Annotated in this window: 15 protein-coding genes, 2 tRNA genes and 1 pseudogene; 8 read left to right on the plus strand and 10 right to left on the minus strand. The window is 70.9% G+C overall.

The window, feature by feature from the left end; all coding sequences use genetic code 11:
* Position 1 precedes the first annotated feature (1 nt).
* The 4 genes from IE264_RS00905 to IE264_RS00920 all read left to right on the plus strand — a co-directional run bounded on the left by IE264_RS00905 (position 2) and on the right by IE264_RS00920 (position 3526).
* Positions 2–808: an HAD-IIA family hydrolase gene (locus IE264_RS00905; protein ID WP_032759919.1), complete on the plus strand. Its 807-nt coding sequence runs from the start codon at positions 2–4 to the stop codon at positions 806–808.
* Between the two features lie 121 nt (positions 809–929).
* The gene (locus IE264_RS00910; RefSeq protein ID WP_032759917.1) at positions 930–1496 is read left to right on the plus strand and encodes a hypothetical protein; all 567 of its coding nucleotides are present in this window, start codon (positions 930–932) and stop codon (positions 1494–1496) included.
* 1 nt (position 1497) lies between these two features.
* A complete protein-coding gene (locus IE264_RS00915; protein ID WP_015608749.1) occupies positions 1498–2157 on the plus strand; it encodes a class F sortase in 660 nt (219 codons plus the stop codon).
* Between the two features lie 337 nt (positions 2158–2494).
* On the plus strand, positions 2495–3526 hold the full coding sequence (locus IE264_RS00920; RefSeq protein ID WP_032759915.1) for a glycoside hydrolase family 6 protein: 1032 nt from the start codon (positions 2495–2497) through the stop codon (positions 3524–3526).
* A 68-nt stretch (positions 3527–3594) separates the two neighbouring features.
* Here IE264_RS00920 and glxA read toward each other — a convergent pair whose 3' ends face one another.
* The 3 genes from glxA to IE264_RS00935 form a co-directional block, all read right to left on the minus strand.
* Positions 3595–5595: a radical copper oxidase GlxA gene (gene glxA, locus IE264_RS00925; protein ID WP_229887334.1), complete on the minus strand. Its 2001-nt coding sequence runs from the start codon at positions 5593–5595 to the stop codon at positions 3595–3597.
* On the minus strand, positions 5592–7520 hold the full coding sequence (locus IE264_RS00930) for a glycosyltransferase family 2 protein (RefSeq protein WP_015608746.1): 1929 nt from the start codon (positions 7518–7520) through the stop codon (positions 5592–5594). Before IE264_RS00930 ends, glxA begins: the two co-directional genes overlap by 4 nt.
* A gap of 513 nt (positions 7521–8033) precedes the next feature.
* Positions 8034–8107: transfer RNA gene (locus tag IE264_RS00935), tRNA-Lys, on the minus strand.
* A gap of 192 nt (positions 8108–8299) precedes the next feature.
* On the opposite strand from IE264_RS00935, the gene IE264_RS00940 reads away from it, so the two are divergent.
* The 4 genes and pseudogenes from IE264_RS00940 (at position 8300) to IE264_RS00955 (ending at position 14610) form a co-directional block, all read left to right on the plus strand.
* Complete coding sequence (locus tag IE264_RS00940; RefSeq protein WP_032759914.1) at positions 8300–9592, plus strand: peptidoglycan-binding protein; 1293 nt, start codon at positions 8300–8302, stop codon at positions 9590–9592.
* 203 nt (positions 9593–9795) lie between these two features.
* Positions 9796–12091, plus strand: a pseudogene (locus IE264_RS00945) (SPFH domain-containing protein).
* 221 nt (positions 12092–12312) lie between these two features.
* Positions 12313–12903, plus strand: coding sequence for a lytic polysaccharide monooxygenase auxiliary activity family 9 protein (locus IE264_RS00950; protein ID WP_015608743.1), 591 nt, complete (start codon positions 12313–12315; stop codon positions 12901–12903).
* A gap of 45 nt (positions 12904–12948) precedes the next feature.
* A complete protein-coding gene (locus IE264_RS00955; protein ID WP_032758454.1) occupies positions 12949–14610 on the plus strand; it encodes an AMP-binding protein in 1662 nt (553 codons plus the stop codon).
* Between the two features lie 62 nt (positions 14611–14672).
* Here the strand turns inward: IE264_RS00955 and IE264_RS00960 are convergent.
* The 7 genes from IE264_RS00960 to ehuB form a co-directional block, all read right to left on the minus strand.
* Positions 14673–14746 (minus strand) — tRNA-Lys (locus IE264_RS00960).
* Positions 14747–14812: 66 nt separating this feature from the next.
* Positions 14813–15370 (minus strand): hypothetical protein, encoded by a 558-nt coding sequence (locus IE264_RS00965; protein WP_032758455.1) that lies wholly within the window; start codon positions 15368–15370, stop codon positions 14813–14815.
* Between the two features lie 46 nt (positions 15371–15416).
* Positions 15417–16175, minus strand: coding sequence for an IclR family transcriptional regulator (locus IE264_RS00970; RefSeq protein ID WP_190167557.1), 759 nt, complete (start codon positions 16173–16175; stop codon positions 15417–15419).
* A gap of 167 nt (positions 16176–16342) precedes the next feature.
* Positions 16343–17206, minus strand: coding sequence for an ectoine/hydroxyectoine ABC transporter ATP-binding protein EhuA (gene ehuA, locus IE264_RS00975; protein WP_032758457.1), 864 nt, complete (start codon positions 17204–17206; stop codon positions 16343–16345).
* Positions 17196–17837 carry an ectoine/hydroxyectoine ABC transporter permease subunit EhuD gene (ehuD, locus tag IE264_RS00980; protein WP_032758459.1) on the minus strand — a complete coding sequence of 214 codons (642 nt, stop codon included), beginning with the start codon at positions 17835–17837 and terminating at the stop codon, positions 17196–17198. Before ehuD ends, ehuA begins: the two co-directional genes overlap by 11 nt.
* Entirely contained in the window at positions 17834–18565 is a 732-nt protein-coding gene (gene ehuC, locus IE264_RS00985) for an ectoine/hydroxyectoine ABC transporter permease subunit EhuC (protein ID WP_015608737.1), read from the minus strand. Before ehuC ends, ehuD begins: the two co-directional genes overlap by 4 nt.
* A 21-nt stretch (positions 18566–18586) precedes the next feature.
* Positions 18587–19489, minus strand: coding sequence for an ectoine/hydroxyectoine ABC transporter substrate-binding protein EhuB (gene ehuB, locus IE264_RS00990; RefSeq protein WP_032758460.1), 903 nt, complete (start codon positions 19487–19489; stop codon positions 18587–18589).
* Positions 19490–19617 lie beyond the last annotated feature (128 nt).

A 19617-nucleotide genomic window follows, 5' to 3' on the forward strand; every position in this document is an offset into this window, starting at 1 on the left:
CATGGCAGACCGTAAGCCGATCACTTCCTGGCTCACCGACATGGACGGCGTCCTCATCCACGAGGGCACCCCCATCCCCGGAGCCGACGCCTTCATCAAGCGGCTGCGGGATTCCGGGCTCCCCTTCCTCGTCCTCACCAACAACTCCATCTACACCGCGCGCGACCTCCACGCCCGCCTCAGCCGCATGGGCCTGGACGTGCCCGTGAAGAACATCTGGACCTCCGCCCTCGCCACCGCCCAGTTCCTGGACGACCAGCGCCCCGGCGGCACGGCGTACGTCATCGGCGAGGCCGGGCTCACCACCGCGCTGCACGACATCGGGTACGTCCTGACCGACCACGACCCGGACTACGTGGTGCTCGGCGAGACCCGTACGTACAGCTTCGAGGCGCTCACCAAGGCGATCCGGCTCATCAACGCGGGCGCCCGCTTCATCTGCACCAACCCGGACGAGACCGGCCCGTCCGCCGAGGGCCCGCTGCCCGCCACCGGCTCGGTCGCCGCCCTGATCACCAAGGCCACCGGCAAGGAGCCGTACTTCGCGGGCAAGCCCAACCCGCTGATGATGCGGACCGGGCTCAACGCCATCGGCGCCCACTCCGAGACCAGCGCCATGATCGGCGACCGGATGGACACCGACGTGCTGGCGGGCCTGGAGGCCGGGATGCAGACCTTCCTGGTCCTCACCGGCCTCACGGGCCTCGCGGACATCGACCGCTACCCGTTCCGGCCGTCCCATGTCGTCGACTCCATCGCCGACCTGGTCGACCTCATTGAGCTGCCGGACCAGGCCGACCGCCCGTAACCAGCGGCACCACCCCTGACCTGCATGGATCGCATCCGCAGTCGCTCGCGCTTCGCTCGAATGGAGGACTGCGGATGCGGGCCGGCACGGCAGGCGTGAACCTTCCCCTAGGAGGTTCACGATGCGTTCGATGCCCATCACTTTCTGTGCCGCAGCGGCGGCCGCGCTCATAGCCCTGCCCGTGTCCGCCGCCCAGGCGTCACAGGCCGCCCCGGCCGGGGACGACGACCGGAGAACCGGCAACGTCTCGGTCACCCCGTCCACGATCGCCCCGGGCGGGCAGGTGGAACTCTGGGTCGACGTCTGCGGCAAAGGCCGCCAGGCCAAGGGCAACTCCGACGCCTTCGTCTCGGAAGCCCACTTCACCCCCGCCGACGCCAAGGGCCTCTTCGCCGAGGCCAGCATCCGCTCCGACGCCGAACCCCGCTCCTACGACGTCTGGGTGACGTGCAAGGACGGCAAGGGCAAGGCGACCGGCACCCTCACCGTCATCCACCACACCCGGCCCTCGCCCGTGGCCCCCGTCAAGGCGGGCGGCGGAGGCACCGCCACCCTCGCCGAGCGGGCCACCGAGTCCCAGGGCCCCGGCACCCGGCACGCGGTGATCGGCCTCGTGCTCGCCGCTGTGGCCTCCGTGGCCGTCGCCGTGCGCACCTCGCGCCGCCGCCGCGAACCGGCCGCGGACTGACATGTCCGCCCCGGACCGCCCGGCAGGCACCGGGCGACTGCTCACCGGTGTGGCCTGGGCCGTGCTGCTGCTCGGCCTCTGGCTCTGGGGGCGTGACGCGTCGGGCGGGATGTCGGCGCCCACGACCGGCGATGTCGCCGCGGTCGGCCGCCCGCTCGGGGCCCCGCTGCCCCCGGCGCGCGAACCGCTCGACGGCTCCGCCCCGCGCAGTGTGGAGGTCCCCTCGGTGGGGATCGACGCCCCGGTCGTCCCGCGCGGCCTCGACAAGGACGGGGCCATCGACCCGCCCCCGTACGACCTGCCGCAGACCGCCGGCTGGTACGGCAGGGGCACCGAGCCCGGCGCCGAGGGGGCGGCCCTGATCGTCGGCCATGTCGACACCGAGACCAAGCCGGCCGTCTTCTACGGGCTCAGCGCGGTACGGCCGGGCGAGAAGGTGCGGGTGGTCCGGGACGACGGCAGCGTCGCCGAGTTCACCGTGGACGACGTCCAGGTCGTCACCCGGGAACGCTTCGACGCCGAGAAGGCGTACGGGCCCCGCGTGGACGGCCGGGCGGAGCTCCGGCTGATCACCTGCGGCGGGAAGTACGACCGGAAGACCCGCTCCTACACCGCGAACGTGGTGGTCTCCGCCTACCTCACGGGGGCGAAGGGCGCCTGAAGCCTGTCGAGAACATCCGGCCCGGCCGACCCGCCCTGGGAGGGGCACGCCGACCGGGCCGGCCTCGACCGCGTGCACCGGGCCGCGGGAGTTGCCCGGCGCGGTACGGGAGGTCGGTGCGGTACGGGGTCGATCTCTGCCGCCACTGTAGGGGGACGGGTACCCGGGGACACCGGTTTCGAACAAGATGTCCGGAACAGGATGCCTCTGTGCGACGGTGGTGCTCCTCGGCACCGCCGCAGGACGGTCCCGGCCCCTGTGCCAGGATGGCCCGGACCGGCAGCACAGCGGTGCGACCCGTGAGAACAGTGCAGGCAGTGCACCCAAGGGGGAGTGGATGTACGGCAGTTACACCGGCCGGTCCCGGCCGCGCGGACGCGCGGCGGCGGGCTTCAGGGTGACCGGTACGGCGGCGGTCTGCGCCGCCCTGCTGCTGGCCGGCTGCTCCGGCGACGGCGACAGCGCTCCGGTGGTCGGGCAGCAGCCCAAGGAGAAGGACCCGTACTGGGTGAACCCGGACGGCAGCGCGGCCCGGCAGGTCGCCGCGTACGAGGAGGACGGCGACCAGGAGAAGGCCCGCCTGATCCGGAAGATAGCCGAGCAGCCGGTCGGCGAGTGGATCGGCCCGGACGCCCCCGAGAACGAGGCGCGGCGGGTCACCGAGGCGGCCGCGAAGGCCGACCGGTACGCGTTGCTGGTCCTCTACAACATCCCGCACCGCGACTGCGGCCAGTTCTCCAAGGGCGGCGCCGCTGACGGCAACGCCTACCGGTCCTGGGTGGACGGGGTGGCCAAGGGCATCGGGGACCGCCCGGCGACCGTGATCCTGGAGCCGGACGCCCTGCTCCACCTGGTCGACGGCTGCACGCCCCAGGAGCACCACGACGAGCGGTACGCCCTGCTCAAGGGCGCCATCGAGCGGCTGAAGAAGCAGCCCGCCACCAAGGTCTACGTGGACGCGGGCAACGCGGGCTGGCAGTCGCCCGAGACCCTGCACGAGCCCCTGTGGCGGGCGGGCATCGAGAAGGCCGACGGCTTCTCGCTCAACGTCTCCAACTTCCGCACGACGGCCGTCAGCACGGAGTTCGGCAAGAAGCTGTCGGTCAAGGTCGGGGACAAGCCCTTCGTCATCGACACCAGCCGCAACGGCAACGGCCCCTACGAGGGCGGCGACCCGGCCGAGACCTGGTGCAACCCGCCGGGCCGTGCGCTGGGCGAGCCCCCGACCACGACGACGGGCGATGAGCGGGTCGACGCCTACCTGTGGATCAAGCGCCCCGGCGAGTCCGACGGCGACTGCAAGGGCGGCCCGAAGGCGGGCGGCTGGTGGCCGGAGTACGCGCTCGGCCTGGCCCGCGCCACGAAGTAGCGAGAAGGCCGCCTCCGGGGAGGCGGCCTTCCGTCATCACGTACGTACGGTCATCACGTACGCACGCCCTACGGGATCTCCACCCACGTCCCCTCGGACGGGGTGCCCTTGGCGTCGGTGACGAACAGCATGTACCAGCCCGACGGCACCAGCGCCCGGTTCTTCGGCACGGTGACCGTGATCCCGTCCGCCGACTTCTCCAGCTCCAGCGCGATGCTGCGCTGGTCGGTGTCGGTGACATGGGTGACCGCCGAGGGCCGCATCAGCTTCGCCGAGGTGATCGAGGAGGCGTGCTGCGTGGTGAACATGCCGGTTCCGCCGCGCTTGATGCTCTTGGGCCCGGCCGTCAGCTCCGGCCGGGAGCCCCGGTAGAGATACGGCGGGGTGTAGATCTCGACGCGCTGCTCGAAGGTGCCCGGCCGGGTGTTGATCTTGTTCGAGTAGAGCGGGTCGGAGCCGAAGATCATGACCCGGCCGTCCGGCAGCAGTACGGACCCCGAGTGGTAGTTGCGCCCCACCGCCGGGTCCGCGACCTGCTTGTACGTGTCCGTCTTCGCGTCGTACAGCCGGGCCTCCAGCACGTCCGAACCGCCGCGGCCCCGGTAGTCGCTCGATCCGCCGGCGACGAGCAGGGAGTCGTCGGGGAGCAGGGAGGCGCTGGGGTAGCGGGTGCCCTCGTCCAGCGAGGCGCCGTCGGTGAACTTCGGGTTCTTCGCCTGGAGGTCGACCAGCCGGGACTTCGGGGTGGCCTTCTCCGACTCGCCGACCCCGCCGCCGCCGATGACCATGAACTTCTCGTCCTGGGCCGGAGGCAGCCGTACGGTCGCCGAGGTCTCCATCTGGTCCGGGTCGCTGAGGCCGGGGATCTCCTCGTACTCGTTCGTCCGCACGTCCCAGACGCCGGGGGCGCGGCCCTCGTCCTGGAGGCCGTAGCCGGAGTTGGAGCCGGAGTAGAAGAGCTTGCCGTCGTTGAGCAGGAAGAGCGCCGGGTAGGTGGCGAACTTCCGGACGACCCCGCTGTACTCCCAGGTCTTGGTCTTCGGGTCGTACACCTCGGCCTTGCCCGGGTCGATCTGGCCGATCTCGTCCAGGCCGGAGACCGCGAGGACCTTGCCGTCCTTCAGCGTGGTGAGGGTGGGGTACCAGCGGGCCTTGTCCATCGGGTCGACGGGGATGTACTTCTCCGCGACCGGGTCGAACTCGAAGGCGTCGTTGATGCCCTGGAAGTCCTTCTTGTCCAGGGCCAGCTTCTGGGCGATCCCGTAGACGTTGCGGGTGTCGACGGTGGAGAGGCCCGAGACGCGGTAGTTGTCCTCGGTGCCGGTCTCGTACTTCCGCCCGGACTTCGCGGCCTCCACGTAGATACGGCCGACGCCCGCCTCGTTGCGGAGGTACTCGCCGGTCTTCTTGTCGAAGACCTTCGTGGCCTTCTCCACCAGCAGCGGGTCCTGGGAGATGAAGGTCTTGCCGCTCTCCTTGCCCGTGAACCGGGTGCCCGCGGGGAGGGTGATCGGCTTGTTCGGGTTCTCGTTGCGGACGATCATCAGTCCGCCGGCCTTGGTGACATCGCCCTCCAGCTTCTCGTAGCGCTTGGTGCCGCCGGCTATGAGGAGGTTGCCGCCGGGCAGCTGGGTGTGGCCGGCGCAGAACAGGTCCTTGGGCGTGTCGATGTCCTTGAAGACGTTCGTCTTCGGGTCCCACAGGATGGAACGGAAGCTCTGCGCGTCGAAGTTCTTCTGGTTGTTGCCCGAACCCGCGACGAGCAGCACCTTGCCGGTGTGCAGCAGCGCGGCGTGGACGGCGTTGACCCGGAACTCGGCGGGGATGTCCAGGAAGTCCCAGTGGCCGTTGGCCTCTTTGTAGGACTGCGTGTTGATCGTGTACTCGTGGTAGCGCTCCGTGGTGAAGCGGTAGAGCCACGGCCCGTTCGCCCCCGCGAGGGCGAGCACGGCGACCGTGCCGATCGCGAGCCGGCGGGTCCGCAGACCGGAGCGGCGGGCCCGCGCGCCCGAGCGGCGGGAGGCCGGGCCGGCGGAACGGCGGGCACCCCGGCCCGATTGGCTTGTCATGACTGCTGTCCCCTCAGGGCGATCTTCATGGTCTCGTCAGGGCTGGGGCCGGGTCCTTGCGGACCCTGTGCCGGCCCGGCCTGCGGCTTCGGACCGGGCGGCCCCGCCCGGCGCCGGCCGCGGCGCTTCTTCTTCTGCTCGGAGCGGACCGTGTGCCGCCAGCCGACGATCGGCGCGAGGGTGATCAGCAGGGCGAGCGAGGCCCAGGTCAGCATGGCCGGATGGCTGTTGCCGAAGAAGAACGAGGAGACCATCGACGCGGCGAAGACGAAGATGAAGAAGAGGTGGATGCGGAAGGTGCCGAAGAGGGTGTCCGGGCTGGAGGAGTCCCCCTTGGGGGTCACCACGAACGAGCTCTTGCGGCGCAGCGCGGCATCCATCAGCGAGCGGGCGTAGATCGGCGCGGAGAGCGCGGACATCAGCATGCCGGCCAGCCCGCCGGAGCCCTCGGGCTCGTGCGGCGAGACGTTGTGGCGGCGGTTCCAGACGTAGAGGCCGATCTGGAGCGCGGAGGCGTTCCCGTACAGCATCATCCAGATGACCGGGTCGATCTGGACACCGGAGGCGCCCATGCCGAGGAACAGGGCGCAGCTGAGGGCCGCGAGGATCCAGTTCATGGCCGACATCGGATAGAAGATGATCATCATCGTGTAGTTGAAGAGCTTGCCCGCGGGCATGGTGCCGAAGCCGCGCCAGTACTGCTTGAGGATCGTCTCGTACGTCCCCCTCGACCAGCGCAGCTGCTGGGTGAAGAAGTCCGTCCACGCCGTCGGGCCCTCACCGACGGCCAGCACGTCCGGGGTGTAGACCGAGCGCCACTTGTTGCCGGTGTGCGGGTTGCGGTGGCGGTGGATCTCGAAGCCGGTGGCCATGTCCTCGGTGATCGAGTCGTACAGGCCGCCGATCTGCTTGAGCGCCGAGATGCGTACGGCGTTGCTCGTGCCGACGAACATGGGGGCGCCGTAGCGGTTGCCCGCGCGCTGGATCAGGGCGTGGAAGAGGAACTGCTGGGACTCGGCGGCCTTGGTGACGAACGTGTCGTAGTTGCCGTAGACCTGCGGGCCGATGACGAAGCCGATGTCCGGGTCGCGGAAGTAGCCGAGCATCCGCTCCAGGTAGTTCGGCAGCGGGATGTGGTCGGTGTCGACCGAGGCGAAGAAGTCGTAGTCGCCGCCGTGCGCGTCCAGCCAGGCGTTGTAGTTGCCGTGCTTGGTCTTGGCGCGGTGCGGGCCCTTGGCCTGGTTCCAGCGGGCCACTCCCTTGCGGGAGAAGTGGTGCACGCCGAGCCGGGCGCAGACCTCCTTGACCGCCGGGTCGTCGCCCTCGTCCAGGAGCCAGACGTGCATCAGGCCGCGGTGGCGGATTCTGACGGCCGCCTCCAGGGTCTTCGTCACCATCTCCAGCGGTTCCTTGCCGGGGACGAAGGAGGTGAGGAAGGCGACCTTGGTGCCGGTCTCCGGCACCACCGGGATCGGGTCCCGGGCGACGAGGGTGGCATGCGCGTTCGACAGGACGTTCAGCGTGCGGAACAGCTCGATCAGACCGATCGAGACCAGCATGACGATGTCGAGGACCAGCAGCAGGTCGTTGTCGAGGTTGGGATCGCGGTCCGTCCAGTGGCCGGGCTGCATCAGCCAGGCGAAGAGCCCGAGCGAGACGAGCGGAGCCCCGCCGAGCAGGAGCGCCGCGCGCACCCGGTGCGGTTCCTGGGATATCAGCGAGCGGTAGCGCACCTTGTACGGCTTGCCCGCGGGGGGCTGCGTCAGCGGCCCGGCCAGCCGGCTGTAGTGCTCGTAGTCGTAGCGCGGCAGCTCTTTTTTGACATACCGGCGCTGCGCCCCGGCCCGGAGCTGCGGGGGTATCCGAAGCTGCGTGGTCCGGGACGCGTCGTTCTCCTGCCGGTCGCCTGGCGGCGTCGACGTCATGGGTCATCCCCCCGCACGCACGCTGGTGCGTGATTGGTCGGTCACTCGGTGCCCGGTGGTTCCCCGTCCCTCACCGTGCATGCCCGCTGCGCGGGCCGTGGCCCGCCCAGAAAAGGAAAAGGTGTATTCCGCTTGCATGATGCCCCCTGGGCATCCGTCCGCGAACGGGACCCCCGCCCCGCGGCACATAAACGGAACATCACGCTCTGCTGATCCAACTGTACGGATCAGCCGCTCCCTTGGAGCTGAATGCTTCCAGATAGATTGTCCGACAGTGGAGGCGTCCGCAAGAGCGAAACAGGCTATTTGTCGGCCATGCGTACGATTTGGGTGGTCCTTGTGGCAGGGGCGTGACGAAGTGGTGATGAGCGCCCCGTAGCCTCCCCCGTGCCATCCCGTGACGCTCCGCACTCTCTTTGTTGCTGTGAGTTGACGGCGTATCGGTGTCGCCGGTCATGAACCAGGGAATGATCAAGGCCCCCTCACACTCGGTGAGGGGGCCTTGATGGTGCGTGCGCCGTCAGGGACTCGAACCCCGGACCCGCTGATTAAGAGTCAGCTGCTCTAACCAACTGAGCTAACGGCGCCTGCTGACCTGGAGAACTCTACCCGACTCCGGAGAGTGCTCCGGACCATTTACCCGCCGCCACGCCCTGTCAGATGGTCGTTTTTTCTCATTGGTCCGTCAAAATGCCTTATGTCGGGAGAGTTGAGACACTGACGCCCGTCGCAGCTGCGCCCAAAGATCTTGACGAGTGACGAGTGCGGAGGGGAATCGCATGACTGTGCCGGTCTTCGAGGAGTACGAACCCGCCATCGACTGCACCTGTGCGGGGTGTGCCCTGCAGCGGCGGACCGCGGCACGGGCGGTCCCGGTGCGGTACGGCGGCCACCCCGCCGCGCACGGAGCCCGCCGGGCCCTGGTCCTGGCCACGGCCGCCGGGGTGGTCCTGTCCTGCGGGGCCGCCGGAGCGGCGGCCGCCGCGGGCCACAGCGCCGGCGCCCCCCGGGCCGACAAGGACTCCGAGCCCGTACCGGGCACCCCGCAGGGGGAGAAGGGCCCGCTGAAGGGCTCCGGCGCCTCCGGGCCGCCGTCGGACGGCGCGGTCCTGCGCAAGACGACCCGGGCCGAGATCATCAACCGGGCCAAGAAGTGGGTCGCAGCGAAGGTCCCGTACAGCATGGAGAAGTACTGGTCGGACGGGTACCGCCAGGACTGCTCCGGCTATGTGTCGATGGCCTGGAACCTCGGCACCAACGAATGGACCGGCAGCCTCGCGAGCTACGCGACCCGGATCGCCCGCGCCGACCTCCAGCCCGGCGACATGCTCCTCTTCCACAACCCCGCCGACCCCTCCAAGGGCTCCCACGTCACCATCTTCGGCGGCTGGACCGACTACACGCACAGCCACTACATCGCCTACGAGCAGGCGCGCCCGCAGACGCGGAAGCAGTCGACGCCCATGGCGTACTGGAGCAACTCCGACCGTTACGTCGCCTACCGCTACAAGGGCGTCAGCGGCGGCTCGCCCGGCTCGGGCTCCGGCACGGCCTTCCCCGGCGCCGGCCAGTTCGGACCCGGCGCGAACAACGCCCATGTCACCCGGCTCGGCGAGATGCTCGTCGCGCGCGGCGGCAAACGGTTCTACGCGGTCGGGCCCGGCCCCGTCTGGGGCGCGGCGGACCAGCGGGCCACGCAGGCGTTCCAGCAGGCCCAGGGGTGGAAGGGCAAGGAGGCGGACGGCATCCCCGGCCCCGACACCTGGCGCCTGCTGACCACGGGCACGGGCCGCGACATCCCGGCCGCGGTCACGGGCGGCAGCCCGAACACCTCGGTGGTCTTCCCCGGGCGCGGCTATTTCCAGCCGGGTCAGTCCAACAGCCATGTCGAGCGGCTCGGCAGACAGTTGGTGAAGAAGGGATACGGCAAGCACTACGTGTCGGGCCCCGACCCCCGCTGGACCGAGGCGGACCGCCGCAACGTCGAGGCCTTCCAGCAGGCCCAGGGCTGGCGCGGCAGCGCGGCCGACGGCTACCCGGGGCCGGAGACCTGGCGCCGGCTCTTCGCCTGAGGGCCCGGGCCCCGGGCCCCGGGCCCCGAGTGCCGAGGGCTTGAGGGCCTGAGGAGCCGATTGCCCGAGGCCCGAGGGACCTGAGGTGCCGAGGGGCCTGAGGCCCCGAGGTGCCGAGGGACCTGAGGGCTTGAGAACTCAAGGGGCTGAGGACCCGACAGCCCCTACGGACCCGACGGATGACGGAAAGGAACCGGGAACAGGTGACCCCAGACCAGAACCCCCACCCCCTGACTGACCACGACGGCCACGCCCCCCAAGGCGAGACCCCGATGCCACTGGTGGACGGCGTGGCCCTGCGCGGGCCGGGCCCAGCCACTCCGCCGCCACTGTTCCGCCCGAGGGAAGAGGCGGAGAAGCCCGCGGTGGGGGAGGTGAGCCCGGAGAAGGGTGCCTTCGGTGATCCGGCCCGGGGGGCGGAGGCCACCGGCGACCCGTTCCCGGCGACGGGCGTCGGTGTTGACCCGGCCCCCGCAGCGGGCGCTGGCGCGGGCCCCGAACCGCTTCCAGAAACGGCCGCCTTCAGCGACCCGTTTCCGGCGGCGAGCGCTTTCGGCGCTGCGGCCCCGGTGACGGACCTCATCCGTGACCCGGCCTCGGAGTCGGGCGCCATCAGTGACCCGTTCCCGGCGACGGGTGCCGCCGCTGACCCGGCCTCCGCGGTGGGTGTCGCCGCCAGCCGCGAACCGCTGCCGGAGACGGATGCCTTCAGCGACCCGCTTCCGGCGGCGAGCGCTTTCGGCGCTGCGGCCCCGGTGACGGACCTCATCCGTGACCCGGCCCCGGAGTCGGACGCCATCAGCGACCCGTTCCCTGCGACTGACGCCACCGGCGACCCGGCCCCCACAGCGGGCGCCGCCGCCGACCAGACCCCCACAGCGGACACCATCGCTGACCAGGCCCAGGCCCAGGCCCCGGCCCCGGCCTTGTCCTCGGCGGTGGACCCGGCCTCGTCCCCGGCCCCGGGCCCTGACCTCCCCCTCAAGCCCGACCCCTCCGATCACCCGGGCCGAAGCCTGCACCTGGAAGCGGGGGCTCCACATGTCAGGCCCGTGGGCCCGGGGAGTCCTGCAGTCTCGGACGGGCCCGCGCACTTCCAGCCCGTCCGGCGTTTGAGGACGGAACCCTCGGCGGAGTGGACCCCGCTCCCCTCGTACGGCGAAGAGGCAGGGCCCAGCCCCGAGCCGCCCTCCGACGTGCGGGCGGACAGCGGCGCGGGCGGCCCGGACGGAGGCGCGGCCACCCCCTCGGCCGGGACCGACGACCCCGGCCCGGGACCCGAGCTGGACCTCGTCCTCGACCTCGCCCCCGGCGCCCGCGCCACCTCCGCCACCTTCTCCGTACCGGCCCCGTACCCCCCGCCCCACCCCCGCCGCCACTCCGTCATCGCCAACGAGTCCACCGCCTCCATCCCCGTACACCTCCTCTTCCGCGACGATCCGGAGACCCCCGAACCCACCGCACTCCCCCCGGCCGCCGGCCGCACAGCGCGCCGCAGCGACACCACCTCCGGCACCACCGCCGACCGCACCCCCCGCCCCCGCTCACCCCACCCCCGGGTCGAGCCCCCCACCCGCCCCGCCCCCCTCGCCGACCCCCGGCTCGCCGAACGGCCCGGGCCCGCCCTCTCCGGGTACGCCGCCCTGCTCACCGGAGCCGCCGGACTCCTCGGGGTCCTGGCCGTCCTGTGGTGGCGCGGCGCCCTGCCCGCCGCCGCACAGAGCGCCGTCGGCCTGGCCCCCCCGCCCGTACGAGGGCATCGGCGCCGGGGCCTGGGCCCTGCTCGCCCTCCTGGTCGCCGTGGTCGTCCTCGCACTCGGCGGCCTGGGCCGCGGCCGCGTCGGGTACGCCTGGGTGCTCACGCTCTTCGGCGACTACCGGGGGAGCGTCCGCCGCACCGGCCTGGTCTGGGTCTCGCCCCTGCTGCTGCGCCGCCGCGTCGACGTACGCCTGCGGCACTGGCGCAGCGAACCGCTCCCCGCGGTGGACGCGAACGGCACCGCCCTGCGCGTCGTCGTCCTGGTGGTCTGGCGCATCAAGGACACCGTGCGCGCCGCCCTCGGCATCGAGGACCACGAGGCGTACCTGAGCGCGCAGGTCGAGTCGGCGATGGCCCGGGTCCTCTCGCAGCTGCCCGCCGACGCCTTCCACGAGGACGCCCCGACCCTGCGCAACGCGGAGGCGGTCGGCGACGCCCTGACCCGGATGCTGAAGGCGGACTGCGAGCCGGTCGGCGTTGAGGTGTACTCGGCGCAGCCGACCGGGATCGAGTACGCCCCCGAGGTCGCGGCGGCGATGCAACGGCGGCGGATCGCCGCCATCGACGCCAAGCACCGTGACAGCGTGCTCACTTCGGTGGTGGACGCGGTCGACGACACGGTCAACCGGCTCACCACGCGCGGCATCGTCGATCTCGACGACTACGAACGCAAAGCGCTGGTCAAGGACTTGACGGTGGCCTTCTACACCGGCCGCAGCGGCACAGGCGACGGCGCCTGAGCGGACGACCGGCGGAGAGAGGGGCCCGGAGACGTCACTCCGGGCCCCTTCCGCTGCTCAGGGCCGGCTCCGGAATCCGATGCTCATTGGTCTGGACATGTTCATGTGGCGTCAATAATCTAAGACTTGGTCTAGACCGCAGATCCCCACCCAGCACCAAGCGCGCAGCATGTCGAGCAATGCTCATGGAACCTCCCCCACGTTCTAGAGGAGCGACAGCAATGCGGAAAAAGGCAAGCGCGGCCGTGATCGGCCTGGCGATAGCGGGCGTTTCGGTGCTCGCGACCAGCACTGCCAGCAGTCACGGCTACACGGACACCCCCATCAGCCGGCAGAAACTCTGCGCCAACGGCACGGTCACCGGCTGCGGCAACATCCAGTGGGAGCCGCAGAGCGTCGAGGGGCCCAAGGGCTTCCCGGCGTCGGGTCCCGCCGACGGCAAGATCTGCTCCGGCGGCAACGGGCAGTTCGCCCAGCTCGACGACCCGCGCGGCGGCAACTGGCCCGCCACCCAGGTCACCGGCGGCCAGGGCTACAGCTTCCGCTGGCAGTTCACCGCCCGCCACTCCACCAGCGACTTCCGCTACTACATCACCAAGAACGGCTGGGACTCCACCAAGCCGCTCACCCGGGCCGCGCTCGAATCGCAGCCCTTCATGACCGTGCCCTACGGGAACCAGCAGCCGCCGGCCACGCTGACCCACCAGGGCACGATCCCCACCCAGAAGAGCGGCAAGCACGTCATCCTCGCCGTCTGGAACGTCGCGGACACCACCAACGCGTTCTACGCGTGCTCGGACGTCAGGTTCTGACACCGGCATTAACCTCTGACGCTTCGTCAGTTATCGTGCGGCGCCATGGAGAGTACCGGCACCGTCGCGGAGCTCGTACGACGTCAATGGGGCGACCACCGTCCCGCCGTGAAGCACGGCCCCACCGTGCTCACTCATCACCAGGTGGTCGAGGGCGCCGCCCGACGGGCGGCGCTCCTGGCGGATCTGCTGCCGGCAGGCAGTGAACCGCACCTCGGGGTGCTGCTCGACAACACCCCCGAATTTCCGCTGTGGCTCAGCGCGGCGGCCCTGGCCGGGGCCGCCGTTGCGGGCATCAACCCCACCCGGCGCGGGCCCGAGCTGGCCCGCGACATCCTGCACACCGAAGCCCGCGTCCTGATCACCGAGCGCGCCCACCTGCCGCTGCTCGCCGGTCTGGAACTTCCGGGCGTACGGGTGCTGGTCACCGGCACCGAGGCGTACGCGGAGCTGCTCGCCCCCTATGCGGGCGCCCGGCCCGGCGACGCCGTCGTCGCCCCGGTGAGCCGCGACAGCCGCATGCTCCTCTACTTCACCTCCGGATCGACCGGCGCCCCCAAGGCCGCGATCTGCACCCAGGGCCGGCTCGCCGCCGCCGGGCAGTCGCTGGCCGGGCACTTCGGGGTGCGCCCGGCGGACGTCCACTACATCTGCATGCCGATGTTCCACGGCAACGCGGTCCTCGCCGACTGGGCCCCCGCCCTCGCCGCCGGGGCGGCCGTCGCCCTGCGCCCCCGCTTCTCCGCCTCCGGCTTCCTCGACGACGTACGCGCCTACGGGGCGACCTACTTCACCTACGTGGGCCGGGCCGTGCAGTACCTGCTGGCCACCCCCGAGCGCCCCGACGACCGGGATCACCCGCTGCGGCTCGGCTTCGGGACCGAGGCGGGCGCGGTGGACGCGGCCCGGTTCCGGGAGCGGTTCGGGGTGGAGCTGGTCGAGGGGTACGGCTCCTCCGAGGGCGGCGCCGCCCTCCAGCGCACCCCCGGCACCCCGCCCGGCGCGATCGGCCGGGCCGCCCCCGCCGACGACCTCGCCGTCGTCGACCCGGAGACCGGCGAGGAGCGCCCGAGCGCCCGGTTCGACGCGGGCGGGCGGCTGCTGAACGGGGACGAGGCGATCGGGGAGCTGGTCAACCGGGGCCGGACCCCCTTCGAGGGGTACTGGCGCAACCCGGAGGCGGACGCGGAGCGGGGCAGGCGCGGCTGGTACTGGACCGGGGACCTCTTCTACCGGGACACCGACGGCTTCCTCTACTTCGCGGGCCGCACCGACGACCGGCTCCGCGTCGACGGCGAGAACCTGGCCGCCGCGATGATCGAGAACATCCTGGCCCGCTGGGACGCGGCGGCCGCCGTCGCCGTCCACGCGGTGCCGGACCCGGTGACCGGGGACCAGGTGATGGCCGCCCTGGCCCTGCGCGAGGGCCACGCCTTCGATCCGGACGCCTTCGCCGCATTTCTGCGGGCCCAGCCGGACCTGGGGACGAAGATGGCCCCGCGGTTCGTCCGGATCGTGGAGCACATGCCGGTCACCGCGACGAACAAGGTCCATCGGGTGGCGCTGCGCCGGGAGGGGTTCCGCTGCCCGGACCCGGTCTGGTGGGACCCGGCGGGGGAGAGGGAGTACGTACCGCTGGACGGGGAGGGGCTCACCGGCCTGCTCGCCCGGTACGCGGAACACGGGACGCGCCCGCCCGGCGGCTGAAAAGGGCCGGAAACAGCACTGTGGGCGGCCTCCGCGAAGGAGACCGCCCACAGGCTCTGTCGTGCGCCGTCAGGGACTCGAACCCCGGACCCGCTGATTAAGAGTCAGCTGCTCTAACCAACTGAGCTAACGGCGCCTGCTGACTCGAAAATAATACCTGGTCCCGAGGAGTGCTGATGACACCCGCCTGCCGAGGCCGCCCCTACGCGCTCCGGCGGGAGCTCAGCGCGTCCGGGATCAGCGGGCCGATCCAGGCGGCGAACGGGTCCCACAGCTCGTCCCCGGCGGCCCGGACGATCTCGTTGGGATCCTCGGCGGCTTCGAGGCCCAGCCGGTCCCGCAGCCAGCTCCGGAACGCCGGGTTCGCCGGGCAGGGGTCCCAGCCGCCGTCGCCCTCCCCGTCCGTCTCCTCGCGCTCGTCGTCGTAGTCGATGCCGTCCCACCCGCACATCGGGACCCACCCGGAGGCGACGACGCGCAGCAGTTCGGGCAGATCGCGGGCGACGACGTGGACCCCGCCCTCGTCGCCCAGGAGGAGGACCGGGAGCGTCGCGAGGTCGGCGCGGTCGTCCCGCAGCCAGATCGCGTACGTGGAGCCGGAGCCGTTCGCCTGGGCGAAGGGGAGGATGCGCTCCGAGAGCCGGGGGTAGCCGCCGTCGTCCTTGCCGAACGGGATCAGCTCGAAGCCGGCGGCGTAGTAGCCGTCGACGCTGCCGTCGAACTCCCTGAGCTGCTCCAGCAGCGGTATCGGTGCGTGCATGGCGGTGACGCTACCGGCCGCCGGGACCCCGCCAGGGGCCCCGCCCCTACAGCGCCAGCGACAGCAGCACCGGAGCCGCGCGCCGGTTCAGGGTGTCCGCCGCCTCGCGGAGCCGGTGGGCCTCCTCGATCGGCAGGGAGAGGGCGAGGCATCCGGCGGTGGACCCGGCCGTCAGCGGCACCGCCGCGCAGACGGTGCCCACCGCGTACTCCTGGAGGTCGAGCACCGGGACCGTCGCGGGCTGGGCCTCCAGCTTGGAGAGGAGGATCTTCTCGCTGGTGATCGTCCGCGAGGTGAGCCGCGCGATCCTGTGCCGGGAGAGGTGGTCGCGCCGCCCCTCGTGGTCGAGCTGGGCCAGCAGGCACTTGCCGACCGCGCTGGCGTGCGCGGAGGAGCGGAAGTCCACCCACTCGTTGACCGCCGGGGTGAGCGGGCCGTCGGCGACCTGCGTGACGCTGACCTCCCCGTCAACGTACCGGCTGAGGTAGACGGCGGCGCCGACCGAGTCGCGCAGCTGGTCCAGTGCGTGCTGGAGCCGGCCCTCCAGGGCCTGGCGGCGGGCCGCCCCGGATCCCAGGAGCAGCAGGGACGCCCCTATGACGTACGCGCCGTCGCTGACCTGCTCGACGTACCCCTCGCGGCGCAGCGTCAGGAGCAGGGAGGCGAGATGGCCGGTCGGCAGGCCGGTCTCACGGGAGATCTGGGCATCGGTCACACCGTCGCCGTGCTGGGAGACCGATTCGAGCACGCGCAGGGCGTACTGCACCGAGTGGAACGGTGCGGTCGGCTCGGGCTTCAACGCCACGGTGTCCCCCTACAAGGTTGTGACCGCAAGCTTCGGCCCCACGATAGCCGCCGGGCCCCGGTTTCGGGGTGGCAGTTGACGAGTCAGTAGGGGCGCCCCACCCCTGTCAACTGGGGCGCACCCTTCTGGCATATGCCACAGTCATGGTCGATGCCTCAACTGCGAGGTCACAGCACCGCGTTGAGGAACTCGCGCGTACGTTCGTGCGACGGATCGGAGAAGATTTTCTCCGGGGTCCCGGACTCCACGACCCGGCCCGCGTCGAACATCAGCACCTTCTCGGAGACGTCCCGGGCGAAGTTCATCTCGTGGGTCACGCAGACCATGGTGATGTCGGTGTTACGGGCGATGTCGCCGAGCAGCTCCAGCACCCCGGCCACCAGCTCCGGGTCGAGCGCGGAGGTCACCTCGTCCAGCAGCAGGATCTCCGGCTCCATCGCCAGCGCCCGGGCGATCGCCACCCGCTGCTGCTGGCCGCCGGAGAGCTGGGAGGGGTGCGCGTCGACCTTGTCGGAGAGCCCGACCAGCTCCAGCAGCTCCCGGGCCCGGACCTCCGCCACCTCGCGGTCCTTGCCCAGGACGCTGATCGGGGCCTCGGTGATGTTCTGCAGCACCTTCATGTTGGGGAAGAGGTTGAACTGCTGGAAGACCATGCCGATCTTCTTCCGGGACTCCCGCAGCTGCTTCTCGCCCGCGGGCTTCAGCGCCCCGCCCGGGGTGCGGACGTGCGACAGCGGGGAGCCGTTGACCCAGATCACCCCGTCGCTGACCTTCTCCAGCGTCATCAGCAGCCGCAGGATCGTGGTCTTGCCCGAGCCGCTGGGCCCGATGAGGGTGACGTGTTCGCCGCGGTCGACCGTGAAGTCCAGCTGGTCCAGGACGACATGGTCGCCGTAGCGCTTGACGACCTTGTCGAAGCGGACCAGTGGTTCGCCCGTGCTCCCGGCCGCCGGGACGGCGTCCTCGGGGGCACCGGCCGGTCCCGGATCCGCGGACTCCGTCTTCTGCAGGGGGAGGGGTTCAGTGGCCAAGGCGCTTCTCCAGCTTCCTCATCAACAGCGACGTGGGGTAGCTCGCGACCAGGAAGATCAGGCCGGCGAGAGTGAACACCTCGGTGTACGCGAACTGTTCGGCCCCGTACTTCCGGGCCTCGAAGACCATCTCCTGGACCGTGATCACGGCGAGGAAGGGGGTCTCCTTGAACATCGAGATCGCGTAGTTCCCGAGGGCGGGCAGCACATTGCGCACCGCCTGCGGCAGGATCACGGCCTGCCAGGTGCGCAGGGGCGGCAGCGACAGCGCTCGGCAGGCCTCCCACTGGCCCTTCGGTACGCCGTCGATCCCGGCCCGGTAGACCTCGGAGGTGTACGCGGCGTAGTGGATGCCCAGCACCGTGATGCCGATGTACAGCGGCTCGACCGTGTTGAACAGAGCCGCCGCGCCGACCAGTTGGACGAGCAGCGGGGTGGAGCGGACGAACTCCGTGACGACCCGCACCGGGACCGTCACGAACCTGCTCGGCGCGCGTCCGGCCACCGCCACGGCCAGCCCCAGCACGGCCGCCACCAGGGTGCCGAGCACGGTGGCGAGCAGGGTGACCTTGAACCCCTCCAGCAGGAGGGGCAGGGACTCCCCGACGGCGCCCCAGTCGAAGCCGTTCATCGGGTACCTCCCACGGCGGTCGTGGACGCGCTGCGGCTCTTGAACAGGCTCTTCGCGCCGGTGTCCAGGCCGAGCCGCCGCTTGGCGCTCCGCTCCAGCAGGTTCATCAGCATCGTCAGCGCGTAGGCCAGGACGAAGTAGGCGGCCAGCAGGGTCAGATAGGCGGTGAGGGTCTCACCGGTGCGGTCGCGCAGCTGCTGGATCACCGTCATCAGATCGGCGGCCGCGATCAGCCACAGCAGCGGGGTGGCCTTCAGCAGCTGGATCAGCAGATTGGTGAAGCTCGGGATCATCTGCACCCAGGCCTGCGGCAGGATCACCTTCCACAGCCGCCTGGACGGGCTGAGGTTGAGCGCGATCGCCGCCTCGTACTGCGCGCGCGGTACGGAGTTGATGGCACCGCGCACCACTTCGGCGCCGTACGCACCGAAGTTGAGGCCGAAGGCGACCACCCCGCAGACCACCGGGGTCAGTTCGTACCCGGTCAGCAGCGGCATCGCGTAGTAGAGCCAGAACAGCTGGATGTAGAGGGAGGTGCCCCGGAAGAACTCCACGACCACCCGGGAGAACCCGCGGGCCAGGAGCAGTCGGCTGCCCGCCATCAGACCGAGCGCGAAGGCCAGGACCACGGCCAGCAGCGCGCCCAGGACGGTGGCCTCCAGGGTCACCCACAGGCCCGACCGGACCTGGGGGAACTCCTCGGCGAGGAGGGAGAAGAAGTCACTCATGCGTGTGCGTCCGCCCCGTCGTCAGCCCTTGCACAGATCGGCGGTCTTCAGATCGGCCGGCGGGATCTCCGACTCCCCGAACCCGTACTCCTTCAGCAGCCCCACATAGCGGGAGCGGTCCGAGACGATCTTCTTCAGCTCGCGGTTGAAGGAGTCCCGCAGATCCTCGTTGCCCTTGCGGAAGACCGCGCCGCCCGGCGAGAACTGCGCGTTGCCGTCGATCTGCGGCACGAACGCCTCGGTGACCTCGGTGTCCGGGTTGGTCTTCGCCAGCCAGCGCAGCGAGATGCCGGTGAGCAGGAACGCGTCGATCCGGCCGCCCTTGACGGCGTCGGCCCCGTCCTGCGGCTTCTGCAGCGTCTTGATCCTGTCCTCGGCGATGCCCGCGCCCTTGGCGTACGACCCCTCCACCGCACCCGACATCACCCCGACGGTTATCCCGGCCTCCTTGGCGGAGGCGAGTTCGGTGACCTTCTTCGGGTTGCCCTTCCGCACCATCAGCGCGGTCGGCGAGATGAACTCCGGCTCGGAGAAGATCGCGTTGCCGCAGCGCTCCGGGGTGATGGCCATGCCCGCGCTGACCACGTCGTACTTCCCCGCCTGGAGCCCCGGGATCAGCCCGTCCCACTCGGAGAGCGTCGGCTTCAGCTCCTCCACACCCAGCGCCTTGAAGATCTCCCGGTGCAGGGTGGGGGCCTCGCCCTTGAGCTCCTTGCCCTCCAGATAGCCGTACGGCGCCTCGTTGGCGTACGCGACCCGTACGAAGCCCTGCTTACGGAGCTTGTCGAGGGCGCCTTCGCCGGTGGCGGCACCCGAATCGGTCTTGCTACAGGCGGTCAGGAGCCCGGGCACGACCAGGAGGCCACCCACGGCCGCCGATCGATTGAGGAAGCCCCGGCGGGAAAGGTGAGGAAAGTCAGCCATGGTTCGCGGTCTCCTGGAGGTCGAACAGTCCGGACAGGGTGAGCGCCTGCCCGATCCCGTACGTCTATGCAGGAAGCCGGTCCATGTAATCGAACGGTGGCCGGAGGGTGACCTTCCCGTGGCCTGAT

This window comes from Streptomyces microflavus, from assembly GCF_014650075.1.
Taxonomy (GTDB): domain Bacteria; phylum Actinomycetota; class Actinomycetes; order Streptomycetales; family Streptomycetaceae; genus Streptomyces; species Streptomyces microflavus.

Coding starts and splice junctions, on each gene's coding strand:
- IE264_RS00930 (WP_015608746.1), bottom strand. CDS start 7,520: ATGACGTCGACGCCGCCAGGCGACCGGCAGGAGAACGACGCGTCCCGG.
- IE264_RS00950 (WP_015608743.1), top strand. CDS start 12,313: ATGCGGAAAAAGGCAAGCGCGGCCGTGATCGGCCTGGCGATAGCGGGC.
- ehuB (WP_032758460.1), bottom strand. CDS start 19,489: ATGGCTGACTTTCCTCACCTTTCCCGCCGGGGCTTCCTCAATCGATCG.
- ehuC (WP_015608737.1), bottom strand. CDS start 18,565: ATGAGTGACTTCTTCTCCCTCCTCGCCGAGGAGTTCCCCCAGGTCCGG.
- ehuD (WP_032758459.1), bottom strand. CDS start 17,837: ATGAACGGCTTCGACTGGGGCGCCGTCGGGGAGTCCCTGCCCCTCCTG.
- IE264_RS00910 (WP_032759917.1), top strand. CDS start 930: ATGCGTTCGATGCCCATCACTTTCTGTGCCGCAGCGGCGGCCGCGCTC.
- IE264_RS00940 (WP_032759914.1), top strand. CDS start 8,300: ATGACTGTGCCGGTCTTCGAGGAGTACGAACCCGCCATCGACTGCACC.
- IE264_RS00915 (WP_015608749.1), top strand. CDS start 1,498: ATGTCCGCCCCGGACCGCCCGGCAGGCACCGGGCGACTGCTCACCGGT.
- IE264_RS00955 (WP_032758454.1), top strand. CDS start 12,949: ATGGAGAGTACCGGCACCGTCGCGGAGCTCGTACGACGTCAATGGGGC.
- glxA (WP_229887334.1), bottom strand. CDS start 5,595: ATGACAAGCCAATCGGGCCGGGGTGCCCGCCGTTCCGCCGGCCCGGCC.
- IE264_RS00965 (WP_032758455.1), bottom strand. CDS start 15,370: ATGCACGCACCGATACCGCTGCTGGAGCAGCTCAGGGAGTTCGACGGC.
- IE264_RS00905 (WP_032759919.1), top strand. CDS start 2: ATGGCAGACCGTAAGCCGATCACTTCCTGGCTCACCGACATGGACGGC.
- IE264_RS00920 (WP_032759915.1), top strand. CDS start 2,495: ATGTACGGCAGTTACACCGGCCGGTCCCGGCCGCGCGGACGCGCGGCG.